Source organism: Streptomyces sp. A3M-1-3 (genome assembly GCF_024213665.1).
Taxonomy (GTDB): domain Bacteria; phylum Actinomycetota; class Actinomycetes; order Streptomycetales; family Streptomycetaceae; genus Streptomyces.
In genome coordinates this window covers 123,561-137,576 of sequence record NZ_JANAVP010000016.1, presented here as the reverse complement: position 1 = coordinate 137,576, position 14,016 = coordinate 123,561, and the positions used below count along the sequence as shown (strand labels likewise).

The 14,016-nt window shown below is 68.9% G+C and carries 11 protein-coding genes; 3 read left to right on the top strand and 8 right to left on the bottom strand.

Annotated elements, in window-relative coordinates:
* Positions 1–12: 12 nt before the first annotated feature.
* Positions 13–1,212 (top strand): MarP family serine protease, encoded by a 1,200-nt coding sequence (locus tag NLX86_RS19965; protein ID WP_254373094.1) that lies wholly within the window; start codon positions 13–15, stop codon positions 1,210–1,212.
* 52 nt (positions 1,213–1,264) lie between these two features.
* Here the strand turns inward: NLX86_RS19965 and NLX86_RS19960 are convergent, their stop codons facing one another.
* From NLX86_RS19960 to NLX86_RS19935, 6 genes are all read right to left on the bottom strand, one after another.
* Positions 1,265–1,444, bottom strand: a complete 180-nt coding sequence (locus NLX86_RS19960; RefSeq protein WP_254373093.1) for a hypothetical protein — start codon at positions 1,442–1,444, stop codon at positions 1,265–1,267.
* 115 nt (positions 1,445–1,559) lie between these two features.
* Positions 1,560–2,498: an alpha/beta fold hydrolase gene (locus NLX86_RS19955; RefSeq protein ID WP_254373092.1), complete on the bottom strand. Its 939-nt coding sequence runs from the start codon at positions 2,496–2,498 to the stop codon at positions 1,560–1,562.
* Positions 2,495–2,959 carry a phage holin family protein gene (locus NLX86_RS19950; RefSeq protein ID WP_254373091.1) on the bottom strand — a complete coding sequence of 155 codons (465 nt, stop codon included), beginning with the start codon at positions 2,957–2,959 and terminating at the stop codon, positions 2,495–2,497. The genes NLX86_RS19955 and NLX86_RS19950 overlap by 4 nt, the downstream gene beginning before the upstream one ends.
* A gap of 106 nt (positions 2,960–3,065) precedes the next feature.
* The gene (nhaA, locus tag NLX86_RS19945; RefSeq protein WP_254373090.1) at positions 3,066–4,463 is read right to left on the bottom strand and encodes a Na+/H+ antiporter NhaA; all 1,398 of its coding nucleotides are present in this window, start codon (positions 4,461–4,463) and stop codon (positions 3,066–3,068) included.
* 210 nt (positions 4,464–4,673) lie between these two features.
* On the bottom strand, positions 4,674–6,671 hold the full coding sequence (gene acs / locus NLX86_RS19940; RefSeq protein ID WP_254373089.1) for an acetate--CoA ligase: 1,998 nt from the start codon (positions 6,669–6,671) through the stop codon (positions 4,674–4,676).
* A 164-nt stretch (positions 6,672–6,835) separates the two neighbouring features.
* A complete protein-coding gene (locus tag NLX86_RS19935) occupies positions 6,836–9,253 on the bottom strand; it encodes a SulP family inorganic anion transporter (protein WP_308409615.1) in 2,418 nt (805 codons plus the stop codon).
* 289 nt (positions 9,254–9,542) lie between these two features.
* Between NLX86_RS19935 and NLX86_RS19930 the strand changes: the two genes are divergently transcribed.
* Positions 9,543–10,820, top strand: a complete 1,278-nt coding sequence (locus tag NLX86_RS19930) for a hypothetical protein (protein WP_254373088.1) — start codon at positions 9,543–9,545, stop codon at positions 10,818–10,820.
* A gap of 31 nt (positions 10,821–10,851) precedes the next feature.
* Here the strand turns inward: NLX86_RS19930 and NLX86_RS19925 are convergent, their stop codons facing one another.
* Positions 10,852–11,838: an ATP-binding protein gene (locus tag NLX86_RS19925; protein WP_254373124.1), complete on the bottom strand. Its 987-nt coding sequence runs from the start codon at positions 11,836–11,838 to the stop codon at positions 10,852–10,854.
* Positions 11,839–11,940: 102 nt separating this feature from the next.
* On the opposite strand from NLX86_RS19925, the gene NLX86_RS19920 reads away from it, so the two are divergent.
* A complete protein-coding gene (locus tag NLX86_RS19920; RefSeq protein WP_254373087.1) occupies positions 11,941–12,762 on the top strand; it encodes an oxidoreductase in 822 nt (273 codons plus the stop codon).
* A 366-nt stretch (positions 12,763–13,128) separates the two neighbouring features.
* Here the strand turns inward: NLX86_RS19920 and NLX86_RS19915 are convergent, their stop codons facing one another.
* Positions 13,129–13,974 (bottom strand): HAD family phosphatase, encoded by an 846-nt coding sequence (locus NLX86_RS19915; protein ID WP_254373086.1) that lies wholly within the window; start codon positions 13,972–13,974, stop codon positions 13,129–13,131.
* Between the last annotated feature and the right edge of the window lie 42 nt (positions 13,975–14,016).

Here is a 14,016-nt window from a genome sequence, read left to right as displayed (position 1 = left end):
ACGGTGGCCCACGTGAACGTGCTCGACATTCTGTTGCTGGTCGCCGCCGTGTGGTTCGCGATCGTGGGCTACCGCCAGGGCTTCGTCGTGGGCATCCTGTCGGTGATCGGGTTCCTCGGCGGCGGACTCGTCGCCGTCTACCTGCTCCCACTGATCTGGGACCAGCTGACCAACGAGTCCGAGGTGTCCATGACCGCGGCCGTCGTCGCGATCGTGATCGTCATCGTGTGCGCCTCGGTCGGCCAGGCCTTCACCACGCATCTCGGCAACAGACTCAGACGGCACATCACCTGGTCGCCGGCGCGGGCTGTGGACGCGACCGGCGGCGCGCTGGTGAACGTCGTGGCGATGCTGCTGGTGGCCTGGCTGATCGGCTCAGCCCTCGCGGGCACCTCCCTGCCGACGCTGGGCAAGGAGGTCCGTAACTCCAAGGTGCTGCTGGGCGTCTCACAGGTGATGCCCGAACAGGCCAACACCTGGTTCACGGATTTCAGCTCGGTCCTCGCGCAGAACGGCTTTCCACAGGTCTTCAGTCCCTTCTCCAACGAGCCCATCACCGAGGTCCAGGCCCCGGACCCGGCGCTGGCGAACAGCCCGGTGGCGGCCCGAGCCAAGCAGTCCATCGTCAAGGTGGTCGGTACGGCGACGAGCTGCAGCAAGGTGCTGGAAGGCACCGGCTTCGTCTTCGCCGACCGCAGGGTCATGACCAACGCACATGTGGTCGGCGGCGTCGACGAGCCGACCGTCCAGATAGGCGGCGAGGGCAAGCTGTACGACGCGAAGGTCGTGCTCTACGACTGGCAGCGCGACATCGCGGTCCTGGACGTGCCGACGCTCAAGGCGCCGCCGCTGCAGTTCGCCGAGGCCGACGCGCGCAGCGGGAACAGCGCGATCGTGGCGGGCTTCCCGGAGAACGGCTCGTACGACGTCCGGGCCGCCCGCGTCCGCGGCCGTATCAATGCCAACGGTCCGGACATCTACCACCGCGGCACGGTGCAGCGTGACGTCTACTCGCTCTTCGCGACGGTCCGCCAGGGCAACTCCGGCGGTCCGCTGCTGACGCCCGACGGCCAGGTGTACGGCGTCGTGTTCGCGAAGTCGCTGGACGACCCCGACACCGGGTACGCGCTGACCATCGACGAGGTCCGCGAGGACATCCAGCTCGGCCTCGCCGCGAACCAGCAGGTCGACAGTCAGGGCTGCGCGCTCTGAGGCGTCTGAGGCGTCTGTGCGGCCTCAGTCGCCTCAGCCCGCCTCAGTGGCCTCAGCCGCGAGGCTGACGCAGGCGCGCCGAGACCCAGCGGGCCCGGCGGCGGAGGATGCGCGGAATACCGAGCCGGGGATCATGGCCCTGATCTTGCGGGCCGCCCCTCTCGTAGGTGCTCAGCGACGTGGCCGAGCGGCGGTTGCGTGGTGCGTCACCGTAGTCGTGCGTCCAGCCCATACCCCGACGTCTGCCCGTGCCTCAAGGTCGGTAACCGCCTTGGAGACGGCCAATTGGCCTATGCGCGAGGCATTTGGCTGTTCGTCAGACAACCGTTCCCCCGCTTCACCTGAACTCAACGGTCCGGTTCGGGGTCCTTGAGCCAGTTTACGAGCTCGGTCGAGAAGGCCACGGGATCCTCCTCGTGCGGAAAGTGCCCCAGGCCGTCGAACAGCCGCCACCGGTAGGGCGCTTCCACGTACTCCCCGGAACCGGCCGCGCTGCGCGTACGCAGCACCGGGTCCAGCGAGCCGTGCAGGTGCAGAGTCGGGACCCGCACCGGCCGCTTCATCCGGCGGTTGAACTGGATCCCGTCGGGCCGTGCCATCGAGCGGACCATCCAGCGGTACGGCTCGATCGAGCAGTGCGCCGTCGAAGGGATGCACATCGCGCGCCGGTAGACCTCGACGGCTTCCTCGTCGGGCAGCCGCGGCCCGGACCAGTCGCGGATGAGGTCGCCCACCAGGGCCCCGTCGTCGGCGACGAGCTGACGCTCCGGGAGCCACGGCCGCTGGAAGCCCCAGACGTACGACCCCGCCGCGGTCTGCTTGAAGTCGGAGAGCATCGCGGACCGCCAGCGGCGCGGATGCGGCATGGACGAGATCGCCAGCCGGCGCACCAGCTTGGGCCGCATCACGGCCGCGGTCCAGGCGAGGTATCCGCCCAGGTCGTGGCCGACGAGCGCCGCGTCCGGTTCGCCGAGTGAGCGGACGACCCCGGTGATGTCCAGGGCGAGGTTCGCCGGGTCGTAACCCCGGGGCGTACGGTCGCTGCCGCCTACCCCGCGCAGGTCCATCGCCACTGCCCGGAAACCGGCGTCGGCGAGCGCGGTCAGCTGGTGTCGCCAGGACCACCAGAACTGCGGGAAGCCATGCAGCAGTAGCACCAGCGGCCCGTCACCCAGCTCGGCGATATGGAAGCGCGCACCATTGGCCGCGACGTCACGGTGGGTCCAGGGACCGTCGAGACGGACGACAGAGGAAGGTGTACCGGAGCCGGAATCAGGGGCCGTCATGAAGATGAGCGTGCCACAGCCACCGGCCGGTCACTGACCGCGATGCTGGTGACGGGACGGGGATGCGGCTTGACGGTCCCCAGGACGGCGGCGGTCTGCTTGGCCGAGGCGATGGACTTCTCCGGCGGCTTGACCTTCTTGAACTTGGACACGGCGAGCAGTGCGGCCAGCGCGGCGATCAGCAGAAACACTACGCCCACGATCAGGAACGACCAGGCCAGGCCGAGTCCCAGGTTGTGGATGCCGTACGCGGCGGCGAAGCTCAGCACGGGCAGGGAGAAGAGGGCGAGCACTCCCGCGATACCGAACGCGGTGCCCCCGATACCCGCCCGCTTGACGTCCTGCCGCAGTTCGGCCTTGGCCAGTGCGATCTCGTCGTGCACCAGGGCGGACATCTCGGCGGTGGCCGAGGCGACCAGCTGGCCGAGACTGCGCTCGGCCTCTTGGTCCGCTGCGCTCATCAGCTCTCTCCTCTTCTCAGCCTGTCTGCCACGGGCTGTCTGCTACGGGCCCGTCTGCTACGGGCCTGTCAGCTACGGGCCTGTCAGCTACGGATCTGATGTCCGATCATGCCGGACTGTCGCCGTCCTTGCCCGCTCCTGCCGTCACTTCCGCCATCCGGCGGTGCTCGGCGGCCTTCTTCTCGTAGATCGCGGCCATCCGCAGGTGGTACTCGGGATTGTCCAGCTCGTAGATGTCGGGGATGCCGTCCAGGTCGTCGTCGCGTTCCTCCTCCGTGGTGAGCGCGCGGTACTTGCGGTCGCGCAGCTTGAGCAGGATCGCGGCGAGTACGGCGGCGATGAGCGAGCCCAGCAGCACGGCGGCCTTCACCTCGTCGGCGAGCCCCGGGTCCTCGGCGAAGGCGAGTTCACCGATCAGCAGCGAGACGGTGAAGCCGATCCCGGCGAGGGAGGCGACGGCCAGCACATCGGGCCACGCGAGGTCCTCGTTGAGCTCCGCCCTGGTGAAGCGGGCGGCCAGCCAAGTGCCGCCGAAGATGCCTATCGTCTTGCCCACGACCAGGCCGAGAACGACGCCAAGGGTCTCGGGCCGGGTGAACACGTCGGTCAGGGCCCTGCCGGAGACGGACACCCCGGCGGAGAACAGCGCGAACAGCGGTACGGCGAGGCCTGCCGACAGGGGGCGCACGAGGTGCTCGATGTGCTCGCCGGGGGAGTGCGTCTCGCCCTCGTGCCGGGTGCAGCGGAGCATCAGGCCCATGGCGACACCGGCGATGGTGGCGTGGACCCCGCTGTTGTACATCAGGCCCCAGATGACGAGGGCGAGCGGGATGTAGAGGTACCAGCCGCGTACGCCCTTGCGCAGCAGTAGCCAGAAGACGGCGAGGCCCACCGCGGCGCCGCCCAGCGCCGTGAAGTCGATCTCCTTGGTGAAGAAGACCGCGATGATCAGGATCGCGAAGAGGTCGTCGACGACGGCGAGCGTGAGCAGGAAGGCGCGGAGCGCGGACGGCAGTGAGGTGCCGATGACCGCGAGCACGGCGAGGGCGAAGGCGATGTCCGTGGCGGTCGGGACCGCCCAGCCGTCCAGCGACCCGTCGCCGAGCGTGTTGACCAGGACGTACACGCCGGCCGGCGCGGCCATGCCGCAGATCGCGGCGATGACGGGGAGGGCGGCGGCTTTGGGGTCGCGCAGTTCGCCCGCGACCAGCTCACGCTTGAGCTCGATGCCGGCGACGAAGAAGAAGACGGCGAGGAGGCCGTCGGCCGCCCAGTGCTGGAGGGAGAGGTCGAGCCCGAGCGACGCGGGGCCGATGTGGAAGCCGCGTGTGCTTTCGTAGCTGTCCTGCAAGGGGGTGTTCGCCCAGATGATGGCGGCGATCGCGGCCACGAGAAGGAGAACGCCGCCGACGGTCTCGGCACGCAGCGCGTCTGCGACGAACGTTCGCTCGGGGAGGGAGAGCCGGCCGAGGAACTTGCGGGGCGTGGGGGTGGGCGCGGCCACGGGTGGAGACCTCCGGTCGGTTCGGCAGATTGCATGGCAAAACAGTTGCCGACCAGACTTCCCGGCGCACCCTGATGAAATTCTTGTCGCGATGTTGACGCGGTGCTTACTTTACCCGGGGCGCACAAGGGCGCAGCTGGCAAATATCACCTTAAGTACACAGAGGGCATCCGGCGCGCGGCGCCGGATGCCCTCTGTGGTGTTGCCGGATCAGTCCTCCGCGGTCGCGCTCGGCAGCTTGTTCTGGATCAGGTCCATGACCGAGGAGTCGGTGAGTGTGGTGACGTCTCCCAGCTCCCGGTTCTCCGCGAGATCGCGCAGCAGCCGGCGCATGATCTTGCCCGAGCGGGTCTTCGGCAGCTCGGCCACCGGGAGGATCCGCTTGGGCTTGGCGATCGGGCCGAGGGTCGCGCCGACGTGGTTGCGCAGGTCGTTGACGAGGTTCTCGTCCTCCGATGCCGTACCGCGCAGGATGACGAAGGCGACGATGGCCTGACCGGTCGTCTCGTCCGCGGCCCCCACGACCGCCGCCTCGGCGACCTTGGGGTGCGAGACGAGCGCGGATTCGACCTCGGTGGTCGAGATGTTGTGGCCGGACACCAGCATCACGTCGTCGACCCGGCCGAGCAGCCAGATGTCGCCGTCCTCGTCCTTCTTGGCGCCGTCGCCTGCGAAGTACTTGCCCTGGAAACGCGACCAGTAGGTGTCGATGAAGCGCTGGTCGTCGCCCCAGATCGTACGGAGCATCGACGGCCACGGCTCGGTGATGACGAGGTAGCCGCCGCCACCGTCCGGGACCTCGTTCGCCTCGTCGTTCACGACGGTGGCCGAGATGCCGGGCAGCGCGCGCTGGGCCGAGCCGGGCTTGGTCTCGGTGACACCCGGCAGCGGCGAGATCATCATCGCGCCGGTCTCGGTCTGCCACCACGTGTCGACGATCGGGGTCTTGCCGGCGCCGATGTGCTCGCGGTACCAGATCCAGGCCTCAGGGTTGATCGGCTCGCCGACCGAGCCGAGGACGCGCAGCGAGGACAGGTCGAACTTGGCGGGGATGTCGTCTCCCCACTTCATGAACGTACGGATGGCGGTCGGCGCGGTGTAGAGGATCGTCACGCCGTACTTCTGGATGATTTCCCAGAACCGGCCCTGGTGCGGGGTGTCCGGTGTGCCCTCGTAGATGACCTGGGTCGCGCCGTTGGCCAGCGGCCCGTAGACGATGTATGAGTGGCCGGTCACCCAGCCGATGTCCGCGGTGCACCAGTAGACGTCGGACTCCGGCTTGAGGTCGAAGACCGCGTGGTGCGTGTACGACGTCTGCGTGAGGTAGCCGCCGGAGGTGTGCAGGATGCCCTTCGGCTTACCCGTCGTACCGGAGGTGTACAGGATGAAGAGCGGGTGCTCCGCCTCGAACGCCTCGGGGGTGTGCTCGGCCGGCTGCTGCCCGACAAACTCGTCCCACCAGAGGTCCCGGCCCTCGGCGAAGGCGGTCTCCTGGCCTGTGCGCCGTACCACCAGGACGTTCTTGACCTGCGGGCACTTGGCGACGGCCTCGTCGATGGCCGGCTTGAGCGCGGTGGGCTTGCCGCGCCGGTAGCCACCGTCCGCGGTGATGACCAGCTTGGCGTCGGCGTCCTGGATGCGGGAGGCGACGGCGTCGGCCGAGAAGCCGCCGAAGACCACCGAGTGCGCGGCGCCGACGCGGGCGCAGGCCAGCATCGCGATGACGGCCTCGGGGATCATCGGCAGGTAGACCGCGACCCGGTCGCCCGCCTCGACACCCAGCTCGGTCAGGGCGTTGGCGGCCTTGGAGACCTCGTCCTTGAGCTCGGCGTAGGTGATCGCGCGGCTGTCGCCGGGCTCACCCTCGAAGTGGATGGCCACGCGGTCGCCGTTGCCGGCCTCGACATGGCGGTCCACGCAGTTGTACGTGACATTGAGCTTGCCGTCGGCGAACCACTTCGCGAAGGGCGGGTTCGACCAGTCCAGGGTCTCTGTCGGCTCGGTGGCCCAGGTCAGCCGCCGGGCCTGCTCGGCCCAGAAGCCCAGCCTGTCCGCCTCGGCCTGTTCGTATGCCGCCGCCGTGACGTTGGCGTGGGCGGCCAGTCCGGACGGCGGCGCGAACCGCCGCTCCTCCTTGAGCAGGTTGGCCAGGCTTTCGTTGCTCACGACATCTCCCTTTCCCAGGGTGTCCGTTGTGTCCCGGGTCATAGCTCATCAGTCCGATGCCCAGGTGGCAAGGGTCTACCGAAAATTGGTTTAGACCTGTGTTCTTCCGGAGGGCTGACTACGGGGTACGGCCTCTCCTCTGCCGGGCGGCGCAGGAGAGAGGCCATACGGTCTCACGGACGGGGCGGGAGGACGGTTCAGCCAGTTCAGGCGGGTGTTTCCGCGAACGCCGCCGGCGCGACGCTGTCGAACACCGCATCTTGGTGGGAGAGCAGATAGGCCTGAGCCTCGCCGACATGGAAGTACATCCCGTGCAGCTCGAGCGTGCCCTCCGCGAGACGTCGCGCCACCGATTCGTGGGCGCGCAGATGCTCCAACTGCTGGACCACATTGGTCAGGCAGAGCTGCTCGGCCGCGTCGGCCGCGGCCCGGCCGGAGATCCGCGCCCAGGCGTGATGCCGGCTTGCCATCCGGTCCAGGCTGGGCAGCCCGTGCCGCAGCCAGCGGAACAACGGGGTCTGCGGCATGCGGGGTGTGGCGTTCAGCAACGCCTGCATCGCCCCGCACCCGGAGTGCCCGCAGACGGTGATGCTGTTCACCTTCAGTACGTCCACCGCGTACTCGATGGCGGCGGCGACCGAGTCGTCTGTCGACTCGGCGCCCGGCAGCGGCACCAGGTTTCCCACATTGCGCACGGTGAACAGATCGCCCGGACCGCTGGAGGTGATCATGCTGGTGACCAGTCGTGAGTCGGCGCAGGTGAGAAAGAGCTGCGAGGGCCGCTGTCCCTCGCGCGCCAGTCGGGCTAGTTCGCTGCGGACGAGGGGCGCGGTGTCGCGCTGGAACGCGCTGATGCCACTGGCCAGTTGACCGCGAGGCTTCGGGGAGCCGTGGGTGGAGGGGGAAGGGGAAGCGGAAGCGGGGGTTATGGCCTGGTCTGTCGGGGCCAGGGCCTTGTGATCGCAGTGGTTGCGCCAGGGGGTCCAGGGCCGGCAGCAGGTGTGCGCGTCCCGGCCGGGCTCGGCGATCCGGGTGCCCGCCCGGCCGGTGACCTCGACCGCGCCGCCCTGCGCGATATGCGCGTCCTGCCAGCCCTGCAGAGTCTCGTACGCCGCGTGGTCCATGAAGGACCCGTCGAGTTCGACGATCGCGTCGGCACCCTGCGGGACCTGGTTCAGTGCCCGGCTCAGCCGGGGGACCGCCAGGAACGTCAACTGCCCGCGCGCGCGAATCCGGTGGACCCCGTCCCGTACCTCGGATGTGATCCGGGTTCTCGCCAGCCGGTGCAGGGCGACCGACACGGCCACGGCGATCCCGACGGCGACCCCCTCCAGCACTCCGGCGAACACGACGGCGACGCCAGTGGACGCGTACACCAGCACTTCGCGGTGGCGGGTGACGCTGCGCATGTGCGTGATGTTGACCATCTGGAAGCCGACGACCATCACCAGCGCTGCCAGTGCGGCGAGAGGGATCAGATCGAGTACGGGCACGAACAGCCCCGCCGCGAGCACCACCCACACGCCGTGCAGCATCGTCGATCTGCGGCTCACCGCACCGGCGTTGACGTTCGCCACACTGCGCACGGCGACTCCGGTGACCGGCAGTCCACCGAGGGCACCGGAGACGATGTTCGCGGCGCCCTGCCCGCGCAGTTCCCGGTCGAGGTCCGTGCGCGGCGGCCTGACGGCCTGTCGGGCCTGGGCAGCCTGGGCAGCGCGGGGAGGGGACGCGGGAGCCTTGCGGGCGGCCACCAGCTTGTCGGTGGCCACCGCGGACAGCAGTGATTCGACGCTGCCGACCAGGGTGATGGTGAGGACGGCGGCGAGGATTCCGAGTACCGCTCCCTGTGGCAGCTCGGGCAGGGCGTGGCTGCGCCAGGACGGCAGGTCCACCCGCGGCAGGCTCAGTCCGGTCAGTGCGGCGACAGCGGTCGCGGTGCCCACGGCCGCGAGAGCGGCCGGCACTTTCCTCAGGTGCCGTCCGGTACGGCCGGGGATGCGCGGCCAGGACAGCAGGACGAGGACGGTGAGCGCGCTGACGCCCAGCGCCACCGGGTGCAGGTCGGCCAACTGGGCCGGCAGTCCGAGGACGTTGTCCACGGCGGAGCTCTGCGGGATGCCGCCGAGCACGATGTGCAGCTGGGCGAGGGCGATGGTGACGCCGATGCCCGCGAGCATCCCGTGCACGATCGCGGGGCTGACCATCAGTGCGGACCGGGCGGTCCGCAGGAAGGCCAGGCCGAGTTGCGCGACTCCGGCGAGCACGGTGATGGCGCAGGTGGTGCGCCAGCCGTACCACTGGATCAACTCGGCCGTGACCACGGTGAGTCCGGCGGCAGGCCCGCTGACCTGCAGGGGCGCGCCGCCGAGCCGACCCGCGACGATCCCGCCGACGGCGGCTGCCACCAGGCCGGCCTGGAGCGGAGCGCCGGTGGCGAGGGCGATGCCGAGGGACAGGGGCAGCGCGATCAGGAAGACGGCGATCGAGGCGGACAGATCGGCGCCCGGGTCGGGACCCAGGCGGCGGAAGCGCCGGCTGCCCTGGGGCGGGGGGCCGTGTGGCCGCCGGCTGGGGTTAGTACGTGAAGAGCGGTCGGTGCGGGTGGGGACGCAGGCAGACATGGTTTCCCGTCTCCTCCGGGGCAGCGCGGTCGCGGAACGTGGGGTCGCGGCCGTGGGTCACGGCTGTGCAGCGGCGGGATTCTCAACTCTCGGTAAATGAATCGTAATGCAGAGTAAAGGCAATGGGGGAATATTACGGGCAAATGGCTTATCCATTCACCCTCCAGAGTGAATAAGCATTTAATACGGCTTGTCATAACTTTCCTCGACCCGGGGGCGTGCGACGTTGAGCCGCGCGCCGTGTCGGCGGCCGCTTCGACGCTGAGAGATCCCGGGAAGAGGTGGGCGGATGATGGGCGCCACGAAGAAGGTCGCAGGCGGCATCGTTGCCGCGGCGCTGGCATGGGGAATCGCCGGCTGCACAAGCGGTGAGCCCGCCAAGGAGGGCGCACCGGGCCCGCAGAAGGGAGTCCCCGCCCCGGGCGCGCCCCAGGAGAAGTTCGGTCTGATCGGCGACGGCTCGACCGCGTTCACGGGCCGCCAGCCGAACATCCGGAAGCCGGAGAAGCTGAAGCCCGGCCAGAAGCCCCCGCAGTTCGTGGTGTTCTCGTGGGACGGCGCGGGTGAGGACAGCCAGAAGCTCTTCTCCCACTTCCGCAAGGTGGGCAAGAAGTACGACGCGCAGATGACGTACTTCCTCAGCGGGGTCTATCTGCTGCCTGAGGAGAAACGTCACCTCTACGACCCTCCCCAGCACGCGCCCGGCCGCTCCGACATCGGCTTCGGCGACCTCGAGGGCATCAAGGAGACCGTGGAGCATCTGCGCGGCGCCTGGCAGGACGGCAACGAGGTCGGCACCCACTTCAACGGCCACTTCTGCGGTCCCGACGGTGGGGTCGGGACCTGGTCCGTAGCGGAGTGGAAGAGCGAGATCGCGCAGGCCAAGTCCTTCGTGAAGAACTGGAAGACCAACGCCGGCCTGCCGGACGAGGAGCCCCTGCCCTTCGATTACGACAAGGAGCTCATCGGCGGCCGCACACCCTGCCTGGAGGGCCGGCGCAATTTCATGCGGGCAGCACCGGAACTGGGGTTCCGGTACGACTCCAGCGGCATCAGCAAGCAGATCTGGCCGAAGAAGGCCGAGGGCCTGTGGGACCTGCCGCTCCAACTGGTCCCGATGCCCGGGCGGGGCTTCGAGACGCTCAGCATGGATTACAACTTCATGGTCAACCAGTCCGGGAAGACCTCCCAGGGCGCCCCCTCGATGCGCGAATACTGGGGCAACCAGATGCGCGACGGGCTACTGCAGGCGTTCGACCGCGCGTACCGGGGAAACCGGGCTCCGCTGATCATCGGCAACCATTTCGAGTCCTGGAACGGCGGCACGTACATGCGGGCCATCGAGGAGACCATCAAGACGGTCTGCGTCCAGCAGGACGTGCGCTGTGTGTCCTTCCGCCAGCTCGTCGACTGGCTGGACGCGCAGGATCCGCAGCTGATCGAACGGATGCGAACGCTCGGCGTCGGCAAGGCGCCGAAGGAGGGCTGGGCGGCATTCCTGACCGCCCAGCCGGCTTTCCCGGCGGGCACGGCTCCCGCGTCGCATGCCGAGGCCGGCCGGCGCTAGGGAATGGTGTAGGGCACCACCCGCCCGTGCCTCAGCTGGGCTGGGGAACGGGCGTGTGCTCGCCCAGCACGAAGGCGGGGTCGACCTGGGCAGCCAGATCGACACCCGTCTTCGCGTTGCCCCAGCTCTCCGCGTTCTTCAGGTGGAAGTGCACCATCTGGCGGGTGTAGCGCGCCCAGTCGCGGCGTTCGTAGGAATCCTCGGCCGCGTCCTGCAGAGCCTGCAGGGCAAGGCGGTTGGCGGCCTCCAACAACTCGAAGCGCGGCGGGCGGCCCTTCTCCATCGCGCGCACCCAGTCGGAGTGCCCCACGGTGACCAGCAGGTCGTCCCCCACTTCCTCGCGCAGGAAGTCGAGGTCGTCCTCGCCCTGCACCTTGTTGCCGACAACCTTGAGGGAGATGCCGAAGTCCCGCGCGTACTCCTTGTACTGGCGGTACACCGAGACGCCCTTGCGGGTCGGCTCGGCCACCAGGAAGGTCATGTCGAACCGCGTGAACATGCCGGACGCGAAGGAGTCGGAGCCCGCGGTCATGTCGACGACGACATACTCGTCCGGGCCGTCGACGAGGTGGTTCAGGCACAGTTCGACCGCGCCGACCTTGGAGTGGTAACAGGCCACACCGAGGTCGGACTCGGTGAAGGGCCCGGTGGCCATCAGCCGGATCACGCCGTCGTCGAGCGGTACGGGGCGGGCGCACGCCTCGTACACCGGGTTGTCCTCGCGGACCTTCAGCAGACGTGACCCCGTACCGGGCGGGGTCGTCTTGATCATCGTCTCGGCAGAGGCGATCCGGGGGTTCGAGCCCCGCAGGTACTCCTTGATCAGGGGAAGGTGCGCGCCCATCGCGGGCAGCGCGCCGGCCTGCTCCTCGTCGAGACCGAGGGCGGCCCCCAGGTGCTGGTTGATGTCGGCGTCCACCGCGACGACGGGGGCCTCATTGGCGGCAAGGTGGCGGATGAAGAGCGAGGACAGCGTGGTCTTACCGCTGCCGCCCTTCCCTACGAAAGCGATCTTCATGTTCACCAAGGGTAATCGCATGATTGCCCCTTGTTGTCGATCTGAGTGAAGAAGACCACTCCAAGGTGGGGCGCGCGCTACGGGTGCGTAGGCTCCTTACTTATGAGTACGTCAGCCGATCCGCTCGCCGCACTGGGCTCTCTTCCCGGCGTTGACGAATCCGTGGACTCCGTACGCAAGGCCGTCGACCGGGTCTACGGACACCGCGTCATGCGCCGGCGCGGGACCGAGGTCACCTCCGAGGCCGCGCTGCGTGGGGCGCGCGGCAGCGCTGCGCTGTCCGGCGCCGACTGGGCGCTCGAGGAGGTGCGCCGACGCACCGACTTCAGCAGTGACGCCGAGGCGCTGACCGTCGGTGCGGCCCTGCGGCTGACCGCGGAGGCCGGCCAACTGCTGAGCATCTGGCGGCAGTCGCCGCTGCGCGTGCTGGCGCGACTGCACCTGGTCGCGGCTGGGGGTGCGGCGCCCGACGACTCGGTCGGTCGGCCGCGCTTCTCGGCCGAGCCGGTCGACGAACCGCTCGTCGAGCTGCCGCTGCCGGACGCGGAGGAGGTGGCGGGTCGGCTGGAGGGACTGTCGCAGTTGATCATCGCGGGCGGTTCCGCCCCGGCGCTGGTCACGGCCGCGGTGGTGCACGGGGAACTGCTCACGCTGCGCCCCTTCGGCTCGTACAACGGGCTGGTCGCGCGGGCCGCCGAGCGCATCGTGCTGATCGGCAGCGGTCTCGACCCCAAGTCGATCTGCCCGGCCGAGGTGGGCCATGCGGAGCTGGGGCGCGCGGCCTATGTCGCGGCCCTCGACGGCTATGTCTCCGGGACGCCCGAGGGTATGGGGGCGTGGATCGCGCACTGTGGGCGCGCGGTGGAGCTGGGGGTCAGGGAGTCGACGGCGGTGTGCGAGGCGCTGCAGCGCGGGGCCGCGTAGCAGGAGCCGGATACCGGGCCGGAGACAGGGTTGCGGCGACACCGTGAAGCTTGTGGTGTCGCCGCTGGCATGTCAGCCCAGTTACCAAGCGTCCTCGATATTTGCCCATCAGGTCGGGAACTCTGCCCGTCACCTGGTGCGGCTGGCCCGTAATCGACGGGTCGACGTCGCGTGGGTGCTCGGCGTTCATGCATCGGTCCGTGGGCCTTACTGCGTTCTGAAGGTCATCCTCTCGGATCTGTCCTTGGTCTCGCGGGCCGTTAACTCCTTTCTACTCCTGAGGTGAGGCAAGCGGAAGCCCTGACTGCGGTTCTTTACTTTTGGGTTCAAATGCAATGCAATCGGGCGGCCGAGAATTGCCGCAGGTCAGGCGGGCGCCGGGAGGACGGCGGCGCGGCGCCGACTGGCGTACCAGACCAGTCCGGCCGTAGCCGCGGCCGCGCCCACAGCGGCGGCCGCCATCAGCGCGGGGCGCGTCGGCATCGAGAACCCGGGCAGCCGTTGCTTGAGCCGGACCGGCCGGTTGAACACGAGAATCGGCCATCCGCGGGAGAGCGCCTCGCGGCGCAGCGCACGGTCCGGGTTGACGGCGTACGGATGGCCCACCGAGCCCAGCATCGGGACGTCGGTGACGGAGTCGCTGTACGCGAAACAGCGGTCCAGGTCGTATCCCTCGGATTCGGCCAGTTCCCTGATCGCTTCCGCCTTGGTGGGGCCGTACGCGTAGTACTCGACCTCGCCCGTGAAGCAGCCGTCCTCGCCGACCACCATGCGCGTGGCCACCACCCGGTCGGCGCCGAGGAGCTCGCCGATGGGCTCGACGACCTCCGCGCCGGAGGTGGAAACGATCACAACGTCGCGGCCGGCCCTGTGGTGCTCCTCGATGAGGGACGCCGCCTCGTCGTAAATGATCGGGTCGATGAGATCGTGCAGCGTCTCCGCGACGAGCTCCTTGACCAGCTGGACGTTCCAGCCTTTGCAGAGCGCGGAGAGGTACTCGCGCATCCGCTCCATCTGATCGTGGTCGGCGCCGCCCGCGAGAAAGACGAACTGGGCATATGCGGTCCGCAGTACCGCTCTGCGGTTGATCAGGCCGCCTTGGTAGAAGGACTTACTGAAGGTCAGAGTGCTCGACTTCGCAATGACCGTCTTGTCCAGGTCGAAGAACGCAGCTGTTCGCGGCAAGGAGTGGTTTTCCACGGGCCCGAGCATATGCGCCCACCATTCGGCGTAAGGTGGGGCGCGTGGGTTTGC

What these genes read in the sequence shown, in the direction of transcription:
- NLX86_RS19925 (WP_254373124.1), bottom strand. Translation starts at nt 11,838, where the DNA reads ATGAAGATCGCTTTCGTAGGGAAGGGCGGCAGCGGTAAGACCACGCTG.
- NLX86_RS19920 (WP_254373087.1), top strand. Translation starts at nt 11,941, where the DNA reads ATGAGTACGTCAGCCGATCCGCTCGCCGCACTGGGCTCTCTTCCCGGC.
- NLX86_RS19955 (WP_254373092.1), bottom strand. Translation starts at nt 2,498, where the DNA reads ATGACGGCCCCTGATTCCGGCTCCGGTACACCTTCCTCTGTCGTCCGT.
- NLX86_RS19930 (WP_254373088.1), top strand. Translation starts at nt 9,543, where the DNA reads ATGATGGGCGCCACGAAGAAGGTCGCAGGCGGCATCGTTGCCGCGGCG.
- acs (WP_254373089.1), bottom strand. Translation starts at nt 6,671, where the DNA reads ATGACCCGGGACACAACGGACACCCTGGGAAAGGGAGATGTCGTGAGC.
- NLX86_RS19950 (WP_254373091.1), bottom strand. Translation starts at nt 2,959, where the DNA reads ATGAGCGCAGCGGACCAAGAGGCCGAGCGCAGTCTCGGCCAGCTGGTC.
- NLX86_RS19960 (WP_254373093.1), bottom strand. Translation starts at nt 1,444, where the DNA reads ATGGGCTGGACGCACGACTACGGTGACGCACCACGCAACCGCCGCTCG.
- NLX86_RS19915 (WP_254373086.1), bottom strand. Translation starts at nt 13,974, where the DNA reads ATGCTCGGGCCCGTGGAAAACCACTCCTTGCCGCGAACAGCTGCGTTC.
- NLX86_RS19935 (WP_308409615.1), bottom strand. Translation starts at nt 9,253, where the DNA reads ATGTCTGCCTGCGTCCCCACCCGCACCGACCGCTCTTCACGTACTAAC.